The 24,774-nt window shown below is 66.7% G+C and carries 21 protein-coding genes; 18 read left to right on the forward strand and 3 right to left on the reverse strand.

The window, feature by feature from the left end; all coding sequences use genetic code 11:
• The 14 genes from AC1RMY_RS11365 to AC1RMY_RS11430 form a co-directional block, all read left to right on the forward strand.
• The coding region (locus tag AC1RMY_RS11365; protein WP_492864469.1) for a substrate-binding domain-containing protein at positions 1–331 on the forward strand (331 nt) is incomplete at its 5' end.
• Positions 332–334: 3 nt separating this feature from the next.
• Positions 335–1,186 carry a sulfate ABC transporter permease subunit CysT gene (gene cysT / locus AC1RMY_RS11370; RefSeq protein WP_492864471.1) on the forward strand — a complete coding sequence of 284 codons (852 nt, stop codon included), beginning with the start codon at positions 335–337 and terminating at the stop codon, positions 1,184–1,186.
• A gap of 91 nt (positions 1,187–1,277) precedes the next feature.
• Positions 1,278–2,081, forward strand: coding sequence for a sulfate ABC transporter permease subunit CysW (gene cysW, locus AC1RMY_RS11375; RefSeq protein WP_492865296.1), 804 nt, complete (start codon positions 1,278–1,280; stop codon positions 2,079–2,081).
• A gap of 15 nt (positions 2,082–2,096) precedes the next feature.
• Positions 2,097–3,143: a sulfate/molybdate ABC transporter ATP-binding protein gene (locus tag AC1RMY_RS11380; RefSeq protein ID WP_492864473.1), complete on the forward strand. Its 1,047-nt coding sequence runs from the start codon at positions 2,097–2,099 to the stop codon at positions 3,141–3,143.
• A gap of 238 nt (positions 3,144–3,381) precedes the next feature.
• Entirely contained in the window at positions 3,382–3,735 is a 354-nt protein-coding gene (locus AC1RMY_RS11385) for a DUF2849 domain-containing protein (protein WP_492864475.1), read from the forward strand.
• Positions 3,736–3,738: 3 nt separating this feature from the next.
• The gene (locus AC1RMY_RS11390) at positions 3,739–5,409 is read left to right on the forward strand and encodes a nitrite/sulfite reductase (protein ID WP_492864476.1); all 1,671 of its coding nucleotides are present in this window, start codon (positions 3,739–3,741) and stop codon (positions 5,407–5,409) included.
• Positions 5,396–5,917 carry a DUF934 domain-containing protein gene (locus AC1RMY_RS11395; protein ID WP_492864478.1) on the forward strand — a complete coding sequence of 174 codons (522 nt, stop codon included), beginning with the start codon at positions 5,396–5,398 and terminating at the stop codon, positions 5,915–5,917. The genes AC1RMY_RS11390 and AC1RMY_RS11395 overlap by 14 nt, the downstream gene beginning before the upstream one ends.
• 40 nt (positions 5,918–5,957) lie before the next feature.
• Positions 5,958–6,152: a hypothetical protein gene (locus AC1RMY_RS11400; RefSeq protein WP_492864480.1), complete on the forward strand. Its 195-nt coding sequence runs from the start codon at positions 5,958–5,960 to the stop codon at positions 6,150–6,152.
• A 149-nt stretch (positions 6,153–6,301) separates the two neighbouring features.
• On the forward strand, positions 6,302–7,927 hold the full coding sequence (locus tag AC1RMY_RS11405; protein ID WP_492864482.1) for an amidohydrolase: 1,626 nt from the start codon (positions 6,302–6,304) through the stop codon (positions 7,925–7,927).
• A gap of 10 nt (positions 7,928–7,937) precedes the next feature.
• Positions 7,938–8,882, forward strand: a complete 945-nt coding sequence (locus AC1RMY_RS11410) for an ABC transporter permease (RefSeq protein ID WP_492864484.1) — start codon at positions 7,938–7,940, stop codon at positions 8,880–8,882.
• Positions 8,875–9,768, forward strand: coding sequence for an ABC transporter permease (locus AC1RMY_RS11415; RefSeq protein WP_492864486.1), 894 nt, complete (start codon positions 8,875–8,877; stop codon positions 9,766–9,768). Before AC1RMY_RS11410 ends, AC1RMY_RS11415 begins: the two co-directional genes overlap by 8 nt.
• A gap of 47 nt (positions 9,769–9,815) precedes the next feature.
• Positions 9,816–11,405 carry an ABC transporter substrate-binding protein gene (locus AC1RMY_RS11420; protein WP_492864488.1) on the forward strand — a complete coding sequence of 530 codons (1,590 nt, stop codon included), beginning with the start codon at positions 9,816–9,818 and terminating at the stop codon, positions 11,403–11,405.
• 204 nt (positions 11,406–11,609) lie between these two features.
• A complete protein-coding gene (locus tag AC1RMY_RS11425; protein ID WP_492864490.1) occupies positions 11,610–13,046 on the forward strand; it encodes an amidohydrolase family protein in 1,437 nt (478 codons plus the stop codon).
• A 97-nt stretch (positions 13,047–13,143) separates the two neighbouring features.
• Positions 13,144–13,635 carry a hypothetical protein gene (locus tag AC1RMY_RS11430; RefSeq protein ID WP_492864491.1) on the forward strand — a complete coding sequence of 164 codons (492 nt, stop codon included), beginning with the start codon at positions 13,144–13,146 and terminating at the stop codon, positions 13,633–13,635.
• A 10-nt stretch (positions 13,636–13,645) separates the two neighbouring features.
• Here the strand turns inward: AC1RMY_RS11430 and AC1RMY_RS11435 are convergent, their stop codons facing one another.
• Positions 13,646–15,655, reverse strand: a complete 2,010-nt coding sequence (locus AC1RMY_RS11435) for an acetyl/propionyl/methylcrotonyl-CoA carboxylase subunit alpha (RefSeq protein ID WP_492864493.1) — start codon at positions 15,653–15,655, stop codon at positions 13,646–13,648.
• A gap of 8 nt (positions 15,656–15,663) precedes the next feature.
• Entirely contained in the window at positions 15,664–17,238 is a 1,575-nt protein-coding gene (locus AC1RMY_RS11440; protein ID WP_492864494.1) for an acyl-CoA carboxylase subunit beta, read from the reverse strand.
• Positions 17,239–17,411: 173 nt separating this feature from the next.
• Between AC1RMY_RS11440 and AC1RMY_RS11445 the strand changes: the two genes are divergently transcribed.
• The 4 genes from AC1RMY_RS11445 (at position 17,412) to AC1RMY_RS11460 (ending at position 22,704) form a co-directional block, all read left to right on the forward strand.
• Complete coding sequence (locus AC1RMY_RS11445; protein ID WP_492864496.1) at positions 17,412–18,587, forward strand: acyl-CoA dehydrogenase family protein; 1,176 nt, start codon at positions 17,412–17,414, stop codon at positions 18,585–18,587.
• Positions 18,584–19,186, forward strand: a complete 603-nt coding sequence (locus AC1RMY_RS11450) for a TetR/AcrR family transcriptional regulator (protein ID WP_492864497.1) — start codon at positions 18,584–18,586, stop codon at positions 19,184–19,186. Before AC1RMY_RS11445 ends, AC1RMY_RS11450 begins: the two co-directional genes overlap by 4 nt.
• Positions 19,187–19,258: 72 nt before the next feature.
• Positions 19,259–21,577 carry a putative bifunctional diguanylate cyclase/phosphodiesterase gene (locus AC1RMY_RS11455; protein ID WP_492864499.1) on the forward strand — a complete coding sequence of 773 codons (2,319 nt, stop codon included), beginning with the start codon at positions 19,259–19,261 and terminating at the stop codon, positions 21,575–21,577.
• A gap of 83 nt (positions 21,578–21,660) precedes the next feature.
• Positions 21,661–22,704, forward strand: a complete 1,044-nt coding sequence (locus AC1RMY_RS11460) for a histone deacetylase family protein (RefSeq protein ID WP_492864501.1) — start codon at positions 21,661–21,663, stop codon at positions 22,702–22,704.
• 448 nt (positions 22,705–23,152) lie between these two features.
• On the opposite strand, the gene AC1RMY_RS11465 is transcribed toward AC1RMY_RS11460, so the two are convergent.
• Complete coding sequence (locus AC1RMY_RS11465; RefSeq protein WP_492864503.1) at positions 23,153–24,706, reverse strand: acetolactate synthase large subunit; 1,554 nt, start codon at positions 24,704–24,706, stop codon at positions 23,153–23,155.
• Between the last annotated feature and the right edge of the window lie 68 nt (positions 24,707–24,774).

Raw genomic sequence — 24,774 nt, forward strand, 5'->3', positions numbered from 1 at the left:
CGCCGACAAGTTCGACATCGTCGTGCCGAGCCTCTCGATCCTGGCCGAGCCGCCGGTCACGATCGTCGACGCCAATGCCGATGCGAAGGGCACGCGGGCCGAGGCGCAGGCCTATCTCGACTTCCTCTATTCGCCCAAGGGCCAGGCGATCATCGCCAAGCATTTCTACCGCCCGCGCAACCCCGAGGCGGCCGACCAGAAGGACATCGCCAATTTTCCCAAGGTCGAGCTCGTCACCATCGACGCCATCTTCGGCGGCTGGGCCAAGGCACAGCCGACGCATTTCGGCGATGGCGGCACCTTCGACCAGCTCTACAAGCCGGCGCGCTGAGCGATGGCCGCCAGCGTCGCCTTATCCGGCTGGCGTCAGCCGAGTGTCCTGCCGGGCTTCGGCCTGACGCTCGGCATCACGGTCACCGCTCTGTCGCTGATCGTCCTGATTCCGCTCGCGGCCCTGTTCATCAAGGCCGCGAGCGCCGGCCCCGCCGAAATCTGGGCGATCGCGACCTCGCCGCGCACGCTGGCGGCCTTGCGCCTGTCCTTCCTCGGTGCGCTGTTCGCGGCATCGGTCAACGCCGTCTTCGGCCTGATCCTGGCCTGGGTTCTGGTGCGCTACGAGTTTCCCGGCCGGCGCCTCGTCGATGCCGCCGTCGATCTGCCCTTCGCCCTTCCGACGGCGGTCGCCGGTATTGCGCTCGCGGCGATCTACGCCCCCAACGGCTGGGTCGGGGGCCTGCTCGCGCCGCTCGACATCAAGGTGGCGTACACGCCGCTCGGGGTGATGGTGGCGCTCATCTTTATCGGCCTGCCCTTCGTCGTCAGGATGGTGCAGCCAGTACTGGAGGAATCGCAGGGCGACATCGAGGAGGCAGCGGCCCTGCTCGGCGCCAGCCGCCTGCGGACGATCTTCCGCGTCGTGCTGCCGCCCGTGCTGCCGGCGCTGCTCAGCGGCTTCGTCCTCGCCTTCGCGCGCGCGGTCGGCGAATACGGCTCGGTCATCTTCATCGCCGGCAACGTGCCGATGGTCTCGGAGATCGCGCCACTGCTGATCGTGATCAAGCTCGAGCAGTTCGACTATGCTGGCGCGGCCGTCATCGCGACGCTGATGCTGCTGATCTCCTTTGCGCTGATCTTTTTGGTCAACCTGATCCAGGCGCGCGCCCGGCGGAGGCTCGGCAATGTCTGACGCGACCTTGCCCCAGCGCGAAGCGGATCTGTCCGCACTTGTGAAGCCGCACGCCGACCGTGGCGTCACCGGCGAGAGCTTCACCGTGCAGATGTTGCTGATCGCGGTCTCGCTCGCCTTCCTGTTGCTGTTCCTGCTGCTGCCGCTGTTCTCGGTCTTCGTCGAGGCCGGCGCGCGCGGCTGGGCCGCCTATCGCGATGCCATCACCGAACCGGACGCTCTTGCAGCCATCCGCCTGACATTGCTGGTGGCGGCGATCGCGGTGCCGTTCAACCTTGTGGTCGGGCTCGCGGCCGCCTGGGCCATCGCCAAGTTCGAGTTCCGCGGCAAGAGCCTGCTGATCAGCTTGATCGACCTGCCGTTCTCGGTTTCACCGGTGATTTCGGGGCTGGTCTATGTGCTCCTCTTCGGCGCGCAGGGCTATTTCGGGCCGTTCCTGAAGGCGAACGGCATCGAGATCATCTTCGCGCTGCCCGGCCTCGTGCTGGCCACGGTCTTCGTCACCTTCCCCTTCGTCGCGCGCGAGTTGATCCCGCATATGCAGGCGCTCGGCTCGACCGACGAGGAAGCGGCGCTGACGCTGGGCGCCTCGCCCTGGCGCGTCTTCTTCTCGATCACGCTGCCGAATGTGAAGTGGAGCCTGCTCTATGGCGTGCTGCTCTGCAACGCCCGCGCGATGGGCGAGTTCGGTGCGGTGGCGGTGGTCTCCGGCAAGATCCGCGGCCTGACCAACACCATGCCGCTCCATATCGAGATCCTGTACAATGAATACATGAGTGCCGCGGCCTTCGCGGTCGCTTCGCTGCTGGCGGGGCTCGCGCTCGTGACGCTTGCTCTCAAGACCCTCCTGGAATGGCGCTATGGCGATGCGATCGCCGCCGCGCGTCACCACTGATCGCGGGAACCGCTCATGTCCGTCGCCGTCACCATCGAATCCATCGAAAAGCGCTTCCTGGCGTTCCAGGCGCTCCGAAACGTCTCGCTCGATATCCAGCCCGGCGAACTCGTCGCGCTGCTTGGCCCCTCCGGCTCCGGCAAGACGACGCTGCTGCGGCTGATCGCCGGCCTCGAGCGGGCGGAGGCCGGCCGTGTCCTCTTCGGCGATGTCGACACCCGCGACCTGTCGCTGCGCGACCGGCGCATCGGCTTCGTCTTCCAGCACTATGCGCTGTTCAAGACGATGACGGTCGCCGAGAACATCGCCTTCGGCCTGCGCTCGCGTCCGCGCGCCGAACGCCCCGACTCCGCCGAGATCAAGCGGCGCGTCGGCGCGCTGCTCGACCTCGTCCAGCTCCCCGGGCTCGAAAAGCGCTATCCCAGCCAGCTCTCCGGCGGTCAGCGCCAGCGCGTCGCCCTTGCCCGCGCGCTCGCCATCGAGCCGCAGGTGCTGCTGCTCGACGAGCCCTTCGGCGCGCTCGACGCCAAGATCCGCAAGGACCTGCGCGCCTGGCTGCGCGACCTCCACAGCCGGACCGGGCATACCACGGTCTTCGTGACCCATGACCAGGAGGAGGCGCTCGAACTGGCCGATCGGGTCGCGATCCTGCACGAGGGGCGCCTCGAACAGGTCGGCACGCCCGACGACGTCTATGATCACCCCGCAACGCCCTTCGTCTGCGAGTTCCTCGGCGAGGCCAACCGTCTGCCGGTCAGGATCGTCGGCAGCCAGGCTTTCCTTGACGACAGGCCCGTGCTGGGCGGTTTGACGCAGAACCAGGGCGGGCCGGCCGCGCTCTATGTCCGCCCGCACCATCTCAAGATCGTCGACGAGGCGCCGCTCTCCATCCCCGGCGTGGTAGAGCAGGTCCGCCGTACCGGCGCGCTGCGGCGCGCCGAGATTGCGGTCTCCGGCTTGCAGAAGCGGCTCGACCTCGACCTCACCAGCCAGGTCGCGCCCGCGCTCGGCGAGCGCGTCCGGGTCAAGATCACCCATGCCACAGCCTTTGCCACGGCCTGAGCTACGGCGGCGTTCTGGCTGAGAAATTTCTTCCGCGGCAGCAAAGCACAGGCGAGGGGCGGGGTTTATTCCACTCTTCGTCATGGGAAATTTAGAAAAAACATCCATTGGATGTGAATTGATACGCGAGAGCCGATCGCCTAGATTCTGTTCGGAATACAGAACGGGAGGGCGGCGGCTTGGCTATGCGTGATGTCATCGACAGACAGGGCCTGATGCGCCGTCCGGGAGGTCTGTGATGGCCGTTCTCGTCAAGCGTCCGCCGCTGCCGGCGATCCTGCTCGCCAACGACTTGCTCGACGGCGATGTCGTTTTCGCGGTCGCCGAGGCCGATCGCGGCCTTGGCTGGACGCGCGATCCGAGCCTCGCCCTAGTAGCGGCCGATGAATCGGCGGCCGAGCGCCTCGAAGGTTTCGCCGTGGCCGAACTTGCGGCGCAGCAGGTCGTCGATGCCTATCTCGTCGATGTGGAATTGACTGCCGCCGGCCCGGTGCCGCGGCATTTCCGCGAGCGCTTCAAGACGCTCGGCCCCAGTAACCGCCCCGATCTGGGCAAGCAGGCCGGCGAAGGCATCGCCAGCCGGAGTGCGTGAGCAATGTATCGTTATGACGAGTTCGACGAGCGCTTCGTGCGCGAGCGGGTCGCGCAGTTCCGCGATCAGGTCGCCCGGCGGCTGGACGGCTCGCTTACCGAAGACGAGTTCAAGCCGCTGCGGCTGAAGAACGGCGTCTATCTGCAGCTTCACGCCTATATGCTGCGCATCGCGATCCCCTACGGCACGTTGTCGTCGCGGCAGCTTCGCCAGTTGGCGCTGATCGGCGAGCGTTACGACCGCGGCTATGGCCATTTCACCACACGCCAGAACCTGCAGTTCAACTGGCCGAAGCTGCGCGACGTGCCGGCCATCCTGGAACTGCTCGCCGATGTCGAGATGCACTGCATCCAGACCTCGGGAAACTGCATCCGCAACGTCACGGCCGATCACTTCGCCGGCGTCGCGCAGGACGAGATCGAGGATCCGCGCCCGGTCTGCGAACTGATCCGCCAATGGTCGACCGCCCATCCTGAATTCAGCTACCTGCCGCGCAAGTTCAAGATCGCCATCACCGGCGCGCAGCACGATCGCGCCGTGATCAAGGCGCACGACATCGGCATCCGCATCCTGAAGCATCCCGATACCGCCGAGGTCGGCTACGAGATCAGCGTCGGCGGCGGGCTCGGCCGCACCCCGATGATCGGCAAGGTCGTGCGCGACTTCCTGCCCAAGGCCGATTTGCTCGCCTATCTCGAGGCGATCATGCGGGTCTACAACCTCGAAGGCCGGCGCGACAACAAGTACAAGGCGCGGGTCAAGATCCTCGTCCACGAGATCGGCACGGAGGAGTTCTGCCGCCGGGTCGAGGCCGAGTTTGCCTTGCTCGACGGCCCCTCGGTGAACGCCGATCCCGAGGAACTCGCCCGCATAGCCAGCTACTTCACGCCGCCGGCCTATGAGGCACTGCCACAGGACAGCGCGGCGCTCGCTGCGGCGAAGGCGGCGAATCCCGAATTCGCCCGCTGGGTCGACACCAATCTGACGCCGCATCGTGTTCCCGGCTACACCGCGGTCACGATCTCGCTGAAGCCGATCGGGCTGGCTCCGGGCGACGCGACCTCCGAGCAGATGCGGCTCGTCGCCGATCTCGCCGAGCGCTACTCCTTCGACGAACTGCGTGTGACCCATGCGCAGAACCTGGTCCTGCCGAATGTCCGGCAGGATGATCTCTTCGCGATCTGGCAGGCGCTGGTGCCGGCCGGGCTCGCCACTGCCAATCTCGGCCTGATCACCGACATCATCGCCTGCCCCGGCCTCGACTATTGCGCGCTCGCGACGGCCCGCTCGATCCCGATCGCGCAGGCGATCGCCCAGCGTTTCGCCGATACCCAGCGGCAGGCGGCGATCGGTGAGCTCAACATCAAGATCTCCGGCTGCATCAATGCTTGCGGCCATCACCATGTCGGCCATATCGGCATTCTCGGCCTGGAAAAGCGCGGCATCGAATCCTACCAGATCACGCTCGGCGGCGACGCGACCGAGAACGCCGCGATCGGCGAAATCCTCGGGCCGGGCCTGCCCGCCGAAGCCGTGCCGGACGCGATCGAGAGGATCGTCGGCGTCTATGAGAGCGAGCGCGATGTCGGCGAGCGCTTCATCGATACGGTCAAGCGCGTCGGGCTCGTGCCGTTCAAGGCTGCCTTCAGGGAGCTGGCCGATGCTGCTGCTTGATCGCAAGGGCGCCGTCGCCGACGGCTGGGCGCGCAGCGAGGGCGCCGCGATCGGCAATGTGCCGCAGGCGCTTGTCGGCTTCGACGCACTGCCGGAAGCATTGGCTCAACTGGACGCGGGGCAGGAACTCGGCGTGCTGATCCCCAACGCGCTTCCGGTCTCCGCGCTGGAGCCCTTCCTGCAGCGGTTGTCACTCGTCGCGATCGCCTTTCCGGCCTTTGCGGATGGCCGTGGCTTCAGCCTGGCGAAGGCGATCCGGCGCGCGGGCTTCGAAGGCACTCTGCGTGCATCGGGACCGCTGATCCCCGACCAGTTCGACTATGCACTGGCCTGCGGCTTCGACGAGATCGAGCTGCCGGAAGCCAGCGCCGGCCGTCAGAGCGTCGAGCAATGGCAGCGGGTGATTGGCCTGCTGAGCCAGACCTACCAGCGCGGCTACCGCCGCGAGGGCAACATCCTCGACCGCCGCCGGCTTGCCCGGCTCGGGTCGAGCGGCGCGGCCGGCTGAAGCAATGAGTCTGGGCGCGGACGACAGGGAGGCTGCGGATATGGCGAGAACGACAGCCTGGGACGAGGACACTGCGGCGAGCCAGATCGCCGACTTCCTGCCGCGAAAGCCCTATGAGCGCTGGCTCGATCTGGGTTTCGGGGTGCTCGTCGCGGCGCTGCTCGGCGGCTGGCTGCTGCTGCCGCAGCCGGCGGTCGAAACGCGCCCCGCCACGCCCCATGCGACGCTACGGTGAACCAAGCGCGGCGCGCCCGCATCAGTCTTCTATTGTTCGATCTGTAGCACCGGCGCGGTCCTGTGGATCGGGCCGGAATTGCTGCGTTGCGGCGGATTGTCGGGAGAATTTATTGATGCAATGAATTGGTTCCCGGAGGAACTAATTCTATGCCCAGCCTGCCTGAAGCGGACATCATTCTCCAGAACGGTCCAGTCTATCTGGGGCTGAAGGAGGGTTACGCGACCGCGGTCGCGCTCTGGTCGGGCAAGGTTCTAGCGACGGGCTCAGCCAGCGACATGGAGCCGCTGATCGGTCCCGGCACGAAGGTCATCGACCTCGCCGGCCGCATGGCGACACCGGGCCTCTACGAAGCGCATCTGCATCTGCTGCCGCTCGGCCTGACCATGAAGGAACTGGACATCCGGCCGCGCTTCGTGCGCACGCTGGATGGCCTTCTCGACATGATCGCGAAGGCCGCCGCGAAAGCGAAGCCCGGCGAATGGATCCTGGCGCGCGGTTACGATCATTTTGAACTCGACGTGAAGCGGCATCCGCATCGGACGGAACTCGACAGGGCAGCACCGAACAATCCGGTCTACATCGTGCGCGCCTGCGGCCATCTCTCGGTCGCCAATTCGCTGGCGCTGAAGCTCGCGGGCGTCGACGAGAAGACGCCTGTGCCGGCCGGCGGCGCGATCGAGCAGGTCAACGGCTCGCTCACCGGGCTGATGGCCGAGAACGGCCGCGATCCCATCAAGAAAATTATCCCGGATCCGACCGACGAGGAGCTCGTCGCGGCGATCGAGCGGGCAGGGCGCTACTGCAACTCCTTCGGCATCACCAGCGTGATGGACGCAGCCGTCGGCATGCGCTCGCAATATCGCGAGGTCGCAGCCTATCGCACGGCGCAGCGCACAGGCCGTTTGCCTGTGCGCACCAATATGTGCCTCCTCGGCGGCCATAACGGCATCGTCGAGCAATGTTATGCCGACGGGCTGGTGACGGGCGCCGGCGACGACTGGCTCAGCGTCGGCCCGGTCAAGATCTTCACCGACGGCTCGGCCGGCGGCCGCACGGCGGCAATGAGCCTGCCCTATCTCGGCGAGCCCGAGACCAAGGGCATCTTCTGCCTGACCGACGCCGAGATGGACTCGTTGACGCGCGACTATCACGCCAAGGGCTATCAGCTCGCCGTCCATGCCATTGGCGATGCCGCGATCGAGCAGACCCTCAACGCGATGGAAAACGGGTTGAACGACCACCCCGATCCGGGTCGCCGCCATCGGATCGAGCATTGCGGCTTCAATTCGGCCGAGCAGATCGCTCGCATGGTTCGGCTCGGCATCGAGCCGGTGCCGCAGCCGGTCTTCATCTATGATTTCGGCGATCTCTACCTGTCGGTGCTGGAGCAGGGCCGCGTCGACGCCTGCTATCCGATGCGGGACTGGATCGCGGCCGGGCTGAAGCCCGCGGCTTCTTCGGATGCGCCTGTCTGCGACGTGAACATCTGGCCGAACATCTACACCATGCTCACGCGCAAGACCTCGCGCGGCACGGTGATCTCGCCCGGCCAGACGATGGCGATCGACGAGGTCATCGCCGCCTATACCGATTTCGGCGCCTATGTGAATCGCTGCGAGGACAGCCGCGGCCGCCTCCTGCCCGGCATGGCCGCCGACATCGCGATCTTCTCGCGCGATCTCTCCAAGGCGACGCCGGAACAGCTCTTGCACGAGACCCGCTGCGACATGACGATCATCGCGGGGAAGATCGTGTTCGAGGCGGGCGGTTGATAAGCATCTCATGCTGAACCACATCGCCCAACGTCTTGCGATGTCGGTGCCGGTGCTGCTCGGCGTGCTGCTGTTCGGCTTCCTGCTGCTGCAACTGGTCCCGGCCGATCCCGCCGCGATCGTCGCCGGCCCGACCGCTACTCCCGAACTCGTCGCGCAGATCCGTCAGGATCTCGGCCTGGACCGTCCGGTCTTCGTGCAGTTCGGCATCTATCTCGGGCGTGTGCTGCAGGGCGATCTCGGCGTCTCGCTGATCTCCAACACCAGTGTCATCGCCGAGCTTGGCGAGGCCATCGGCCCGACCGCCGAGCTGATGTTTGCCTGCCTGGTCTGGGCCGTGCCGCTCGGCATCGCGCTCGGCACCATCGCCGCCGTCTATCGCGGCCGCCTGCTCGACCGGATCGTGATCGCGATCTCGGTGGCCGGCGTATCGACGCCGGTCTTCTTCATCGGCCTGATTCTGATGCAGTACATCGGCTACCATTGGGGCCTGCTGCCCTTCATCGGGCGCGGCGGACCGCTCTGGAGCCTCGAAGGGCTCGCGGCGATCGCCCTGCCGGCGCTGACGCTCGGCCTCGTCTTCATCGGCCCGATCGCGCGGATGACGCGGACCGCCGCGCTGGAGGTCCTTAGCGCCGACCATGTCCGCACCGCCCGCGCCAAGGGCCTGTCGGAGCGCGCCGTGGTGCTGCGCCATGTCCTGCGCAACGCGCTGATCCCGGTGGTGACGCTGATCGGGCTGCAGGCCGGCTATCTGCTCGGTGGCGCCGTCGTCACAGAGACGATCTATTCTTGGCCCGGCGTCGGTCGGCTCGCGGTCGGTGCGATCCTGGCGAGCGATTTCCCGCTGGCGCAGGGCGCAATCCTCGTGTTGGCGCTGGCCTTCCTGGTGATCAACCTCATCGTCGACATGCTCTACGCCGTGCTCGATCCGCGGGTGGAAAAACATGGCTGACATCGCCGCCCCTGCATCGGTCCCCGCCGCGAGCCGTCCGCTCAAGGCCTTCGGTCGACGCATCCTCAAGGACAAGCTCGCCTTGCTAGCGGCATTGATCCTGCTGCTGATCGTGGGCGCTGCATTGTTCGCGCCCTGGCTTGCGCCGTTCGACCCCTACGAGACGACCCGTCGGCCTTTCATCCCGCCGCGCTGGAGCGAGGGCTCGCTGCCACAGTTCTGGCTCGGTACGGACGGGCAGGGGCGCGACATGCTCTCGCGCCTGCTCTACGGCACACGTCTGACGCTGGTGATGGGCCTGGCCTCGATCGTCATCGGCGGTGGGATCGGCGCGCTGGTCGCCTTGCTCGGCGTCTATTACCGCCGGCTTGACCCCTACATCATGCGCGGCGCCGACATCCTCTTGTCTTTCCCGGCGATCCTGCTCGGCCTTGCACTGGCCGCCGTCGTCGGGCCGGGCCTGACCGCGATCGTCATCGCGCTGTCGATCGCGACGATTCCCGACGTGGCGCGGATCACGCGCAGCGCCGCCATCGTCATAATGGGGCAGGACTACATGGAGGCCGGCCGCGCCATGGGCCTGCCCGACCGCATCCTGATCTGGCGCTATCTCGCGCTGAACTGCCTGTCGCCGGTCTTCGTCTTCATGACGCTCCGCTTCGGCCAGATCATCCTGATCGGCGCGGCGCTGTCCTTCCTCGGGCTCGGCGTGCGCCCGCCCGAGGCCGAGCTCGGGATGATGGCCTCGCTCGGCCGCGACGCGCTGTTCTTCGCGCCGCACATCTCGCTTTTGCCGAGCCTCGTGATCATCGCCATCGTGCTTTGCGTCAATCTGCTGGGCGATGCCCTGCGCGATCTGCTCGATCCACGCATGCGCAACCAGTGAGGCAAAAAGCCCGACCGCTCGTTTCAAGACAAAAGGGGAGAACGATCGTGAAGCATCTGACATCCATCGCCACCGGCGCGCTGCTGGGCCTGGCGGCTCTGACCGGGCCGGCCGCGGCGCAGGGCTCGAACAACAGCCTCACCATCGTCCGCGAGGTCGACAGCGACCGCTACGATCCGCATCGCTCGACAGCCCGCGCCGCCTCCGAGGTCATCTTCATGATGGCCGACACGCTGGTTTCGCTCGACCACGATATGTCGACGATCAAGCCCGGCATCGCCTCGTCCTGGACGATGTCCCCGGACGGCAAGACCTACACCTTCAAGCTGCGCAACGACGTCGCCTTCTGCGACGGCAAGAAGCTCACGGCGCAGGACGTCGTCTATTCGATCAAGCGCTGGATCGACCCCGCCACGCGCTCGCCCGTGCGTTGGCGCGCCGGCAAGGTCGACGACATCGTGGCGACGGACGACTACACCGTCGAATACAAGCTCACCGCGCCGTTCTCCGAGCTGCTCTATCAGCTCACCCAGAGCTTCGCCGTCGTCGTCGACAAGGCCAATGTCGAGGCGCTCGGCGCCGATTTCGGCGTCAAGGGCTTCAATGGCACCGGGCCCTATTGCTGGGGCGACTGGAAGCCGCGCAACGAGTTCCGGCTGAAGAAGCACGCAGCCTACAAATGGGGCCCGCCGATCTACGAGAACAAGGGCGCGGCGCAGGTCGAGGAGATCGTCTGGCGCATCGTGCCGGAGGAGAACACCCGCCTCGCCGCCGTGATGACCGGCCAGAGTCAGGTCACGCAGTACGTGCCCTATTCCGGCCTCGCCCAGATCCGCGCCAACCGCAACCTCAAGCTGGTCGATTCCAAGGAAGCCTTCTGGACCTATTTCGTCGGCTTCAAGATCGACAAGGAAGGCGTCAACGACCCGGCGGTGCGGCGCGCGATGGTGATGGCCGTCGACCAGAAGGCGATCGCCGAGAATCTCTATTTCGGCGAGGTCGAGCCGGCCTACAGCTACATCTCGACCGAGGCGCTCGACTGGAACAAGGCGGTCAACCCGATCAAGACCAATGTCGCCGAGGCCAACAAGATCCTCGACGCCGCCGGCTGGGTGAAGGGCGCGGACGGCTTCCGGACCAAGGACGGCAAGAAGCTCTCGCCGATCGTCTACGGCTTCACCGGCTCGACCTGGCAGAAGCTGATGGAGGCGATCCAGGGCGATCTGCGCAAGGTCGGCGTCGATCTCAGGGTCCAGCTGTTCGACGCCACCATCGCCTGGGGCAAGATGGCGACGCAGGAGTTCGACATGTTCGGGATGAGCTTCCCCTACATCTCGGCCGGCGACGCGCTGAACCTCTACTTCCCCTCAGCCAATGCCCCCACGCCCAACCGAATGAACTGGAAGGACGCCCAGACGGACGACCTCCTGAACAAGGGCATCACCGCGCTGAACGATGCCGACCGCGCGGCTGCCTATGGCGAGGTCTTGAAGAAGGTCCATGAGGAGGCGGTCTGGCTGCCGCTCTATCACGAGCCGATGAAGATCGCGGCGTCGGCGCGGCTCGCCCCCTTCAAGGCCCACAACATCTATGGCTGCGGGCTCTACAAGGGCCTGGATTTGAAGTTCGTGCGTTAAGTCCGTCGACGAGCGAGGCGCGGGGAACCCCTCTCCCGTAGGGAGAGGGGTAGGGAGAGGGGCCGGCCCCTCGACCAGTTGAGCTGGCCTATCCGCTGCGACGGCTCAGGCTAGCGAGTTCTGGCCTACACCTCACCCTGCCCTCTCCTTACAGGAGAGGGGCCCCGCGCCTTTGAACCCATGCCGCCTAGCCGGAGCCTCCCCATGCCCATCACCCTCATCCGCAACGCGAGCTGGATCGTCGGCTACGACGCCAAGGCCAAAGGCCATGTCTATCTGCGCGACGGCGACGTCGCCTATGACGGTGGCCGGATCATCCATGTCGGGGGCGAGTTCAAGGGCAAGGCCGACCAGACCATCGATGGGCGCGGCAAGATGGTCATGCCCGGCCTCGTCAACCTCCACTCGCACCCCTCGTCGGAGGCGATGTGCAAGGGCTGGAACGACGAACTCGGCAGCGCCAAGATGTATGGCACGGCGCTCTACGAATTCATGCCGCTGTTCCGCTGCGATGCCCAAGGGGTCAAATCCTGCGCGCAGGTGACCTATTCCGAACTGCTGATGTCGGGCGTGACGACGCTGGTCGACATGTCCGTCGCCTGGGATGGCTGGCTCGAGACCTTCAAGGCATCGGGCCTGCGCGCCGTCTTCTCGCCAATGTACCGCTCGGCCCGCTGGTACACCGACAACGGCCATCTCGCGAAGTATGAATGGGACGAGAAGGCCGGCGAGGCGGCGATGGCTGCGGCGATGAAGCTGCTCGACCAGGTCGCCGCCGATGATTCAGGCCGGCTTTCGGGCATGGTCTCGCCTTCGCAGATCGACACCTGCACGCCTGAGCTGATCCAGGCGAGCTACGCCGAGGCCGAGAAGCGTAAAATTCCCTTCCAGATCCATGCCGCCCAGAGCGTCGTCGAGTTCCATGAGATCACCCGCCGCCACGGCATGACGCCGGTCGAATGGCTGGAGTCGCTTGATGTGCTCGGGCCGTTCTCGATCATCGGCCACGGCATCTTCCTCGACCATCACTCCTCGGTGAAATGGCCGGCGACCGACGACATGGGCGCTCTCGTCGAGACCGGTACCCATGTCGCCCATTGCCCGATCGTGTTCCAGCGCCGCGGCATCGCGATGCAGAGCTTCGGGCAATATGTCGCCGCCGGCATCAATGTCGGCATCGGCACCGACACCTATCCCCACCACATGCTGGAGGAACTGCGCGCCGTCTGCATCGGCTCGCGCATGATGGCCGAGGACGTCTACGACCTGCGCACCTCGGACGCCTTCAACGCCGCGACGCTCGGCAGCGCCAAGGCGCTCGGCCGTGACGACATCGGCCGCCTCGCCAAGGGCGCCAAGGCCGACATCGTGCTGGTCGACGTGACGCATCCGATGATGCGCCCGTTGCGCGACCCCATCCGCAGCCTGATCTACGCGGCGGGCGAGCGCGCGGTGACGACGGTCATCGTCGATGGTGTCACGGTGGTCGAGAACGGCAAGGTGCTCACCATGGACTACGCGGCCGCCGCCGCCGAACTCGAAGAAGCCCAGCGCCGCGCCGAGCCCAAGGTCCAGGGGCTCGACTGGGCCAAGCGCGACCATCTGGAGATCTCGCCGCTGACCTTCCCGACGAAGAGCTGAGGCCTCTGTTCCGCACGGAACAGCGCGGCCGGCGCGACAAGCCTATCCCTGATCCCAGCGGCGGACTGGTCCGGCGCATCTGGGACAGGGGGCGGTGATGGCGAGGCTGATCGAGACCGATCTCGGCAATATGTTCACGGTCGATATGGGCGTCGGCCCCGGCCGGGCCAACAATTGCGACGACGTGATGGTCGTCCAGTATCTCTTGAACCTCTGGCTTCAGCACCCCGAAAGCGCCCGCGTTCGGGCGTTGGCGGGGCCCACGAGGAGCCGCCGCCTCGCGGTCGACGGCATCATCGGCCCGAAGACCAAGGACTGCATCACCCTGTTCCAGGAGGCGATCACCTGCCTCGACGATGCGCCGATCATCTGCGACGGCTGCATCGACAAGCCGCGCGGCGACATGACCGTGCCGGGCCTGCACCAGACCACCTACACGATCTTCGAGCTCAACAACTATGTCTGCAGTCTCTACTTCGAGCACTACTACATCTCGGATGTCCACAAGCGCACCGACCTGCCGTCGCGCCTGAGGACGATCGTCAAGCGCGATGCGGCGGCCTGGCTGCTGTGGAGCCGCGCGAACTGACGGTGACGATCTATCCCGACGCCGCCTCGCTGGTTTCGACCTGCAGCAACAGCTCGCCGGCGGCGACCGTCGTGCCGGTCCGGGTTGCGATCCGCGCGATCCGGCCGTCGGCGGGGCTCTTCAGATCCATGAAGAGCTTCATCGATTCGAGCACGACCACGACCTGCCCTGCGGTCACCCTGTCTCCGTCGGCGACATGGATCGCCGCCACCGTGCCGGGCATCGCGGCCCGCAGGCTGCCGCTTTGCGCACCGCTCTCGCGGCGCGTCGCTGCCTCCGCCTCCACGGTCAAGGACACCCGGATCAGGCCTTCGAAATCGCGATAGCGCAGCAGCAGCCCGTTCTCGGCGCGCAGAGCCTGGGCCGGCCACGCCACGCCACCACATTGGACGGTCCAGCCATCGCCGTTCTTCGCGCGTCGCGAGGCGATATCCCAAGAGCCGTCCGGACCCAGCACGCGCAGGAAGCCGCTCCAGCTCTCGATCCGCAGCCGCGCCCGGTCTGCGCCGAGGCCGACCGAGACATGGGCGACCGCTGGCCGTCCCGCCCGCGCGAGCAGCCTGAAGCCCGAGAGCGACTGCCACGGCCCCTCAAGCGCTGCGGCGGCACCTTCGATCGCGAGCCAGAGCGCGGCGGCGACGGCGCAGAGTTCCGGCTTCGCCGCCTGCCTTGGCTGCCAGCCATCGGGCCAGGTCTCTTTCAGGAACAGGGTGGTCGCTCGCCCTTGGGCGAAGGCCGGGTGGCGTAGCGCCTCGATGAGGAAGGGTCTGATCGTGCCAGGTCCGAGAACGACCATGCGGTCAAGCCCGTCCGCTAGCTTGCGCGCGGCCGCGATGCGGTCCGGCGCATGGGCGATCACCTTGGCGAGGAGCGAGTCGTAGTGGCTGGAGATGACGCTGCCGGCTGCGACGCCACTGTCGACGCGCAGCCCTCCCGGCTCCTGCCAGAGCGCGATCCGGCCGCCATCCGGCCGAAAGCCCTCATCGGCGCGCTCGGCGGTCAGGCGAGCCTCGATGGCGTGTCCGGAGCACGTGATTTCGTCCTGTACCAGCGGCAGCGTCTCGCCTGCCGCGATCCGGATCTGCCATTCGACGAGATCGACCCGGGTGATCGCCTCCGTCACAGGGTGCTCGACCTGCAGCCGCGTGTTCATCTCGAGGAAGAAGACCTCCTGCGTCTCCGCATCGACAAGGAACTCGACGGTGCCGAGATTGTCGTAGCCGATCGCCCGGGCGAGCTTCAGGGCGTACCCGTGCAGCGCGGCGCGGGGCTCGTCGCGCAGATTGGGCGCCGGCGCCTCCTCGATCAGCTTCTGGTTGGCGCGCTGCACCGAGCAGTCGCGCTCGAACAGGTGGACGATGTTGCCGTGCTTGTCGCCCGCGACCTGCACCTCGACATGGCGCGGCCGCGCCACGAATTTCTCGATCAGCAGGCGTCCGTCGCCGAAGGCGGCCTGCGCCTCGCAGGCCGCCGCCACGATCGCGCCATCCAGTTCCGCCTCATCCTCGACCTTGCGGATGCCCTTGCCGCCGCCACCGGCCGAGGCCTTGACCATGACCGGCAGGCCGATGCGCAGGGCTTCCGCCCGCAGGACCTGCGGCGACTGGTTGGCTCCGTCATAGCCCGGAACGCCCGGTACCCCGGCATCGCGCGCGATCTGCTTGGAGCGGATCTTGTCGCCCATCGCGTCAATGGCAGAAGCCGAGGGGCCGATGAAGGCGATGCCGTTGGCCTCGCAGGCGGCGATCAGGTCGAGCCGCTCGGAGAGGAAGCCATAGCCGGGATGGATCGCCTGCGCGCCGGTCGCGAGCGCGGCCTCGATGATGCGGTCCGCGCGCAGATAGCTCTCGCGGGCCGGGGCGGGGCCGATCCGGACAGCGCCATCAGCGAGGCACACATGCAGCGCATCCCGGTCGGCATCGGAGAAAACGGCGACCGTGCGGATGCCCATCCGGCGGCAGGTCCCGATGATGCGGCAGGCGATCTCGCCGCGATTGGCGATCAGGACGGTCTCGAACATCGCGTGCATCACATCCTGTACACAGGGCGCGAGGAGTTATCGCGCGCCTCGCCGGCCGCCAGGGCCAGGCACAGGCCCAGCACGTCGCGTGTCTGCCCCGGCTCGATGATGCCGTCGTCCCAGAGCCGCGCGGTTGCGTAATAGGGGTCGCTCTGCTGCTCGAACTGGGCGCGCGTCTTCGCATCGAGCATGGCGATGTCCGCCTCGTCCGCCGCCCCCTTCAGGGATTGTCGCCGCAGGTCAGTGACGACATTCGCCGCCACCTCGGGGCTCATCGTGGCGATCCGGGCATTCGGCCAGGAGAACAGGAAGCGCGGCCGAAAGCCCCGCCCGCACATGCCGTAATTGCCGGCGCCATAGGATCCGCCGATCAGCACGGTGTATTTCGGTACCCGCGCATTCGATACGGCATAGACCAGCTTGGCCGAATGCTTGGCGATGCCGCCGCGCTCGGCCTCGGTACCGACCATGAAGCCGGTGATGTTCTGCAGGAACAGCAACGGGATCTGGCGCTGGTCGCAAAGTTCGATGAAATGCGCGCCCTTCATCGCCGAATCGGAAAACAGCACGCCGTTGTTGGCGAGGATGCCGACCGGGTGACCGTGGATGCGCGCGAAGCCCGTCACCAGGGTCGCGCCGTAATCCGCCTTGAAGGCGTTGAAGGCGCTGTCGTCGACAATCCGGGCGATGACCTCGCGCACGTCGTAAGGACGGCGCAGATCGGTCGGCACGAGATCGACGAGATCGGCGGGGTCGAGATGCGGCGGAGCAGGTGCGTGCGGCGGCGGCTTCAGCGTCCCGGCATCGCCCAGCGAGCCGACGATCTCGCGCAGCTTGGCGAGACCCTCCATCTCCGTCGTTGCGAGATGGTCGGCGACGCCCGAGACCTGGGTGTGCATCTCCGCTCCGCCCAGCGTCTCGCCATCGACGACCTCGTGGATCGCCGCCTTCACGATCGGCGGGCCGCCGAGATGGATGCGGCCCGTGCCCTTGACCATGATCACCTCGTCCGACAGCGCCGGTATATAGGCACCGCCGGCGGTCGCAGCCCCAAAGACGATCGAGATCTGCGGGATGCCGGCGGCCGACATTCGGCACTGATTGTAGAAGGAACCGCCGAAATGGTCGCGGTCCGGAAAGACCCGGTCCTGCTCCGGCAGGAAGGCGCCGCCGCAATCGACCAGATAGAGGCAGGGCAGCCGATGCTCTTCGGCGATCTCCTGCGCGCGCAGATGCTTGCGCACCGTCTCGGCGAAGAAGGAGCCGCCTTTCACCGTCGCATCGTTGGCGACGAGCATGCAGGCGCGGTTCCGGACGATGCCGATACCCGTGACAATGCCGGCACCCGGCACCTCATTGCCATAGAGCCCCCATGCCGCCAGCGGCGACAATTCGAGGAAGGGCGTCTGCGGATCGAGCAAGAGGTCGATCCGATCGCGCACCATGATCTTGCCTCGGGCCTCGTGGCGCGCCCGTAGCTTCTCGCCTCCGCCTGTCGCGATCAGCGCGTGACGCTCGCGCAGGGTCTCGATCATGTCCGAGAGCGGGGGAGGCGCTGCCGCCTGCACTGCCATGTTCGCCATCTGGTGCTTCCATCCCGGTCGCGATCCAGGGCCGCGAATGGATCGCGGTCTCTCCGGATCGGCGTATTTTCTCTTGCGTGGTGAAGCGAAGGCGTCTTGATCTCGCTGCCTCATTCACCTACCGTCCGGTAGGTAGTCAGATCGAGATGCAGCGGTCAAGCAGGGAGGAAGCCATGTCGGCCGTCGAGAAGCTCAGCGAAGGTGCCCGCCGCTCGCCCTATTTCACCGAAGAGCACGAGGCGCTGCGCGACCAGGTCCGCCGCTTCGTCGAGACGGAGATCAAGCCGCACGCCCTGAAATGGGAGGAGGCCGGCTTCGTTCCGCGCGAGGTGCTTCGCCGCATGGGCGAACTCGGGTTCCTCGGCATCCGCTACCCCGCCGAGTATGGCGGCTCCGAGATGGACACCATGGCGACGGTCGTGCTGGCGGAGGAACTCGGCCGCTCCACCTTCTCGGGCGTGGCGATCACGGCGCTTGTCCACACCGACATGGCCTCCGTCCACATTGCCAATGCCGGAAGCCAGGCGCAGCGTGACAGGCTGATGCCGGCAATCATCGCCGGCGAGAAGATCGTCGCGGTCGCCGTCACCGAGCCCGATGCCGGCTCGGACGTGAAGGGCATCCGCACCACGGCGCGGCGCGAGGGCGATTCCTATGTGCTCAACGGCGCCAAGATGTTCATCACCAACGGCGTCCATGCCGATCTCTACTGCGTCGCCGCCAAGACCGATCTTTCCGCCAAGCCCTCGCAATCGGTCTCCATCTTCCTGGTCGAGAAGGGCACGCCGGGCTTCAACGTCTCGCGCGCGCTCGACAAGCATGGCTGGCGCTCCTCGGACACGGCCGAATTGTCTTTCGTGGATTGTCGGATCCCGGCCGAGAACCTGCTCGGCCAGGAGGGGCGCGGCTTCTACGCGATCATGAGCAATTTCCAGAACGAGCGCACGGTGATCGGTGCGATGGCGATCGGTGAGGCGCAGGCCGCGATCGACCTGACGCTGGATTATGTGAAGACCCGCAAGGCCTTCGGCGCGGCGCTCTGGGACAAGCAGGCCATCCGCCAGCGCCTCGCGGAGCTCGCGGGCAAGGTCGAGGCCGGGCGCCAGCTCGTCTATCACGCCGCCTGGCTCGACGCGCAGGGCTTCGATGCCACCCGCGAGGTCTCGATGGTCAAGGCCTACTGCGGCGAGCTGGTCAACGAGGTGATGTATGCCTGCCTGCAGTTCCATGGCGGCATGGGCTACATGCGCGAGAGCACGATCGAGCGGATGACCCGCGACGCGCGTGTGCAGTCCATCGGCGGCGGCGCCACCGAGGTGATGCTGGAAGAGGTGGCGAAGCGGCTGTGAGCGCGGCAGTCGACAGAGGGCAGAGGGAGACCATTGAAGGCGGCTCGCGCCGGCTGATCCTCGACACGGCGGCCCGCCTGCTGCGCTCCGGCGGCTATCACCAGACGACGCTGCGCGAGATCGCCGAGGCGGTCGGCATCCGCAAGGCCAGCCTCTATTATCACTTCGCCTCGAAGGAGGAGATCGTCGAGGCCGTGGTCAACGACGGCGTGCGCTTCGTCCATGAGGCCGTCTTGGCGGCTCTAGCCGCTGTCGATGGCGCCGCATCGCGCGTGCGGCTGAAGGCCGCGATCGGGGCCCATCTCACGGCGCTTCATGGCAACAGTGACTACACCAGCGCCAGCATCAAGGTCTTCACCTTCGGCGAGACCCCAGCGCCTGAAGGCGTACGGGCCGTCCGGCGGGCCTATGAGGATGTCTGGCGCGAGCTCATCGCCGAGTTGCAGGCCAGCGGTGCTGTGTCACGCAAACGGGCTCCCGACGTGCTGCGCTACCTGCTGCTCGGCGCCATGAACGGTTCGATCGACTGGTTCCGGCCGGAGCGTTTCGACACGGAGAGCCTTGCCCGGGAGTTCGTCGCTCTGATCGCGCCAGGCTGAGGCGGCCGGTCGTCGCCTCCGCGCGCGGCAACTTAACTCAGCCTTGAGAAGTGGCCGTCCACAACCGGGTCCATGACCGGCGAAAGATTGAAATTTGGCGGCGAGTTTCGCGATTCTGCGAGCGAAACTGCGTTCAGGATCGCGCGCCTGGACGAGACGCTGCGGCAGTGCCGGCTACTCTTTCTGCTTTCGGCAGCGCTCAACACATTGTTTCTGCTGAGCGATTGGCGCTTTGCCGGCACGCCGCATTTCTTCGTCGCGGTGCCCGCCCGGCTCTGCGTGGTGTTCTTCTCTCTGCTGTGCTTCGTGCTTGTGCGGCATGCCACGCGCTTCGAGGCGGCGCAGGCCGTGACGCTGCTCTGGGAGGTCACGACCGCGATCGCAGTAGCCTTCCTCGTCAGCTCGCGCAGCGATCTCGCGCTCTTCGTCGTCCTGCTGCTGCCGTCCATTTTCTATCTGGTCGCTCCGACCTCGTTCCGTTTCACGCTGCTGATGGGCGGCGGCGCGAGCGTCCTGATGCTGGTCGGCTATCTCGGCAGGGGGCCCTATCCGCCGACGCTGCTGGGCCTCGTGCTCGTCCTCGCCATGCTGAACTTCGCGCTCAGCCTCGTCGTGATCCATGCCAACCGCCTGCGTCGTCTGGAATGGCTTGCGACGCAGGCGGAGCGCTCGGCACGGGAGGCCCTCGAGGACAGCCAGGCCCTGATCGAACGCATCTTCATGGCGGTGCCGATCCCGCTGGTCGTCGCGACGATCGCCGACGGTAGTTTTCTGCGAGCCAATGACGCGGCCGTCAGCTACCTCGGCGAGCCAGGGGCGGCCGACCTGAGCAATCGCTCCTTGGCCGATTGCGTCGGGAGTGTGGACCGGCGCGATGTGATGGCCGGCCTTGACGATCGCGGCTGGATCGATGCGCTCGAAGTCTCGCTTCGCGACGGTCAAGGCCGCCGCCGCGATGCCGTCATCACCGCAGCCTCCTTGCCGATCGGGCAGATCGGGGCGGTCGTCGCAGGCATCGTCGACATCACCGAGCGCAAGGCCGCCGAGGCGCATACGCGCTGGCAGGCGACGCATGACGCTCTGACCGCGCTGCCGAACCGGCTGCTCTTCCAGGAGAAGCTGGTCGAGGCCTTGCATAGTCGCGCCGATGGCAGCGTCGCCCTTTTCCTCGTCGATCTCGACGACTTCAAGTCGATCAACGATACGCTCGGCCATGATGTGGGTGACGAGTTGCTCGTCGCCGTGGGGGAGCGTCTGGCGAGAGGGCTTCAGCCCGGCGAGATCGTCGCTAGGCTCGGCGGCGACGAATTCGTGGTGATCGCCTCGGTTTCCGGCGGCGTCGACGCGGCAGCGGCGAAGGCCGAAATGTTGCTTGGCGCCCTGCGCGAACCCTTCCCCGGCGATCAGGTGATTGGTCCGATGCGGGCGAGCATCGGCTTTGCGCTGTCGCCTGATCATCATGACGACGCGGGCGAACTGCTGAAGGATGCCGATCTCGCGCTCTACCGGGCCAAGGCGCTCGGCCGGAACATGGCTCTGGTCTACGACCCCGCCATGCGCGAGGCTCTGCATGCCCGCGTCGAGATCTGCAGCGCGATCTGCGAGGCTGTGGCGCAGGATCGCATCCTGCCGTTCTACCAGCCCCAGATCGACCTGCGCAGCGGAGCGGTCGAAGGTTTCGAGGTGCTCGCGCGCTGGGATCATCCCGAGCGCGGGATCGTTCCCGCCGCCGCCTTCCTTCTGGCGTTGGAAGACCCCGAGACCGCGCGCCAGATCGGCGAGGCGGTGCTTCGGCGCGCGATAGTCGATCTGCGCGGCTGGCTGGATGCGGGTGTGGCGGTTCCGCGTCTGTGGCTCAACCTGGCCCCCGGCGTCTTCCGAGATCCCGCCTTTCCGGAGGACCTGCTCGGAAAACTGACCGAGGCCGGCCTGTCGCCGGCGCAATTCGGGGTCGAGGTCACCGAGAACGTGCTGCTGACGCGCCAGGGCGAACAGGCGGGGCCGGCGCTGCAGCATCTGCGTGCCGCCGGCATCCGCGTCGCGCTCGACGATTTCGGCACGGGCTATGCCTCGCTGACGCATCTGCGGCGCTTCCCGGTCGATGTCGTCAAGATCGATCGCAGCTTCGTCAGCCGGGTCGGGGAAGGGGGCGAGGATGCCGCGATCGTGCGCGCCGTCATCGCGCTGACGGCCGAACTTGGTCTGGAGGTGATCGCCGAGGGGATCGAGACTCCGGAACAGCAGGCTTTCCTGCTCGCCCATGGCTGCGACTTGGCCCAGGGCTATCTCTATTCCCGCCCGGTTCCGGCCGATATGGTGCCGGCATTGTCCGCACACCCAAGCCTGTTGCCCGTCGCTGGCGCAGGGCAGGGCGGCGCCGTCGCGGTCTGACGCGCTGGCTCGGGCTTTGCTAGCTTGGCCGCCCGTCCGCTCTCGGGCGGCTGACTTGTCCGTTGCAGGAGACCCTCCAAGCCATGCGCGCCTTCTATCATCCCGATCAGTCGCTGCACGATCCCCGGCAGTATCTGCGTTTCGGCCGCGTCGTCGCGCCGAAGGACCTGCCGGAGCGGACCGCGCGCCTGCTCGGGGCCCTGGCCAGGCACGGCATCACGCCGGAGCGGCCGGTCTCGCACGGCACCGCGCCGGTGCTCGCGGTCCATGACGCCGGCTTCGTGGAGTTTCTCCAGACCGCCTGGGCACGCTGGCAGGACCTGCCGGCCGAGCGCGGTCCCGAAGTCTGGCCGAGCACCTTCCCGTACTGGAGCGGGCGGCCCGACGAGGATGTCCGGCCGCCCTGCCGCCCGACCGGCTTCATCGGCCAGCTCGGCTGGTATCTCGGCGACATGTCTGTGCCGATCGGCGAGCATTGCTGGCACTCGACCCTGCTTTCGGCCGAGACGGCGGTCACCGCGGCCGACGCGATCCTGGAGGGCGAAAGGGCCGTCTATTCGCTCTGCCGCCCCTCCGGCCACCATGCCCGCGCCGACCGCGCCTCCGGCTTCTGCTATCTCAACAACACCGCGATCGCGGCCCAGCGCCTGCGCTCGTCGTTCAGGAAGGTTGCGATCCTCGACGTCGACGCCCATCACGGCGACGGCACGCAGCAGATCTTCTATCGCCGCAACGACGTGCTGACGATCTCGGTCCACGCCGATCCGTCGAACTATTATCCGTTCTATACGGGCTATGAGGACGAGCGCGGCAACGGGCCGGGCGAGGGCTTCAATCTCAACCTGCCCTTGGCCCATGGCGCCGGCGGAGTCGAGATGGCGGCAGCCGTCGACAAGGCAGGAGAGGCGATCCGTGAGTTCGGCGCCGATGTCGTCATCGTCGCGCTCGGCTACGACGCCCACAAGGACGACCCGATCGGCGTGCTCAAGCTCGACGCCGCCGATTTCGGCACCATCGCCGGCAAGGTGAAGGCCTTCGGCCTGCCGACCCTGGTGGTGCAGGAGGGTGGTTACGCCATCGAGGCGATCGGAGAGTGCCTCGATGCGTTCCTGGAAGGATTTAAATGAGTCTTAATCGCCCGTGCCGTGAAATGGGTAGATGCTCGCGCTTTATGATGCCTTAAGCTCTTGGTTTCTCGAGGTCCCAGGCTTCCGGGCCGCGATATGGCGCTCCTGTGTGACCGGCGTGATCCTTGTGGTCGTCGGGTTGTTCTTGGGGCTGCCGACTTTGCTGATCGGTGTCCTCACCAACGTCGTGCCGGTTTGGTTTGGCATACGAGGCGGGCGCAGGCGCCGCCAACTTTGGCTTCAGCGACGCGAAGACAAAGCGCGGGGAACCCCTCTCCTGTAAGGAGAGGGGCAGGGGAGAGGTGTCGGCCCCTGGACCAGCAAACTGAAAACGCCGCAGCGAAGCAGCGGTGAGGTCGCGGCCAGAGCGTCAAACGGCCGACCCCTCACCCTACCCTCTCCCTACGGGAGAGGGTTCCCCGCGCCTGTCTTTGGCAGGGTCGGCCCTTCAGATCACCGCCTCGATCAGGAACGGCCCCTTCCGACCGAGCGCGCCCTTGAACAGCCTGGTGAACTCCTCGGCCGTCGTCGCCCGCGCGGCTTCCACGCCCATACCACGCGCCATCGCGACCCAGTCGAGAGCCGGCTCGTCTAGGTTCAGCATCAGCGTGGCGTTGCGGCCGAAATCATTGACGCCGACGGCGCGCATCTCGCCATGCAGGATCGCATAGGTCCGGTTGGCGAAGATCACCGTGATGATGTCGAGATTCTCGCGCGCCTGCGTCCACAGACCCTGCACGGTGTACATGCCCGAGCCGTCGGCCTGCATGCCGATGACCTTGCGGTCGGGGCAGGCGACGGAGGCGCCGACGCACATCGGGATGCCCTCGCCGATCGCCCCGCCGGTAAGTTGCAGATAGTCGTGCTGCGGCGCGTTGTGGCACTGCTGGTAGAAGACCCGGCCGGACGAGACCGACTCGTCGCAGATGATTGCGTTCTCGGGCAGCAGCCGCGCCACGATGGTGCAGACCTTGTCGGCGTCGAGATCGCCTGATGGCAGTGCCGTCTCGGTCTGGGCCTTGGCGATGAAGGCGGGTTCGACCTTTGCTGCGCCGGTCTCCTCGGCCAACGCATCGAGCGCGCCGACGAGGTCATCGCCCATCACGCCGAGCGTGGTCACGACGCAGCCATCATGGATCAGCCGGCCGGGCTTGCCTGGATAGGCGAAGAAGCCGACCGGGATCTGCGCACCGACCAGCACGAGCAGGTCGATGTCCTTGAGCTGCTCCAGCGCCATGTCGACGGGGTAGAACACCTTGGGGATCGCGACGCGCCCGGCGCCGCGCTCGATGCGCCCGTTCGACATCTGGCCATACATCTTGCAGCCCGTCGCCGCGCAGATCCGCGCGGCTGTCTCCAGCGGGCCCTCGCGCAGCGACGAGCCGGTCATCATCAGGGCGGCGCGTGCGCCATGCCTGCGCAACGCGGCGGCGGCTTCGCGCACGGTCTCAGTGGCTACGGTCCTGAAGGCGGGCACGGGGGTAGCCCCGACCTCGGCCGGCTCGACGCTGCCCCAGGCGCAGTCGCCCGGCAGGATCACGGTCGCGACGCCCGGCAGCGACATCGCGGCGGCATAGGCCTCGCCGATCGCGGGTCCGACATCCTCAGGCGTCGCGATGCGCCGGACATGATGCGACATCGGCCGGGCCAGGCTCTCGATGTCGCTGGTCAGCGGCGCGTCATGCTGCAGATGATAGGTCGCGTGGTCGCCAACCACGTTCAGCATCGGCGTCCAGGCGCGTCTGGCATTGTGCATATTGGCAAGCGCGTTCGCCATGCCCGGCCCGCAATGCAGCAGGGTGGCTGCCGGCTTGTCGGCCATGCGGGCATAGCCGTCGGCGGCGCCCGTCACCACGCCCTCGAACAGGCCGAGCACGCAGCGCATTTCAGGCTTGCGGTCGAGCGCCGCGACGAAATGCATTTCGGACGTGCCGGGATTGGCAAAGCAGACGTCCACGCCGTTGACGAGCAGCGTGTCGCAGAGGCGGTCGGCACCGTTCATTCGGATAATTCCTGAAAGGCAAGAAGAAGCATGTCGCTCAATGCATGCGCAGGGGAAGGGATGTTCCC

This window comes from Allobosea sp. GW822-FHT03F07 (assembly GCF_058801345.1).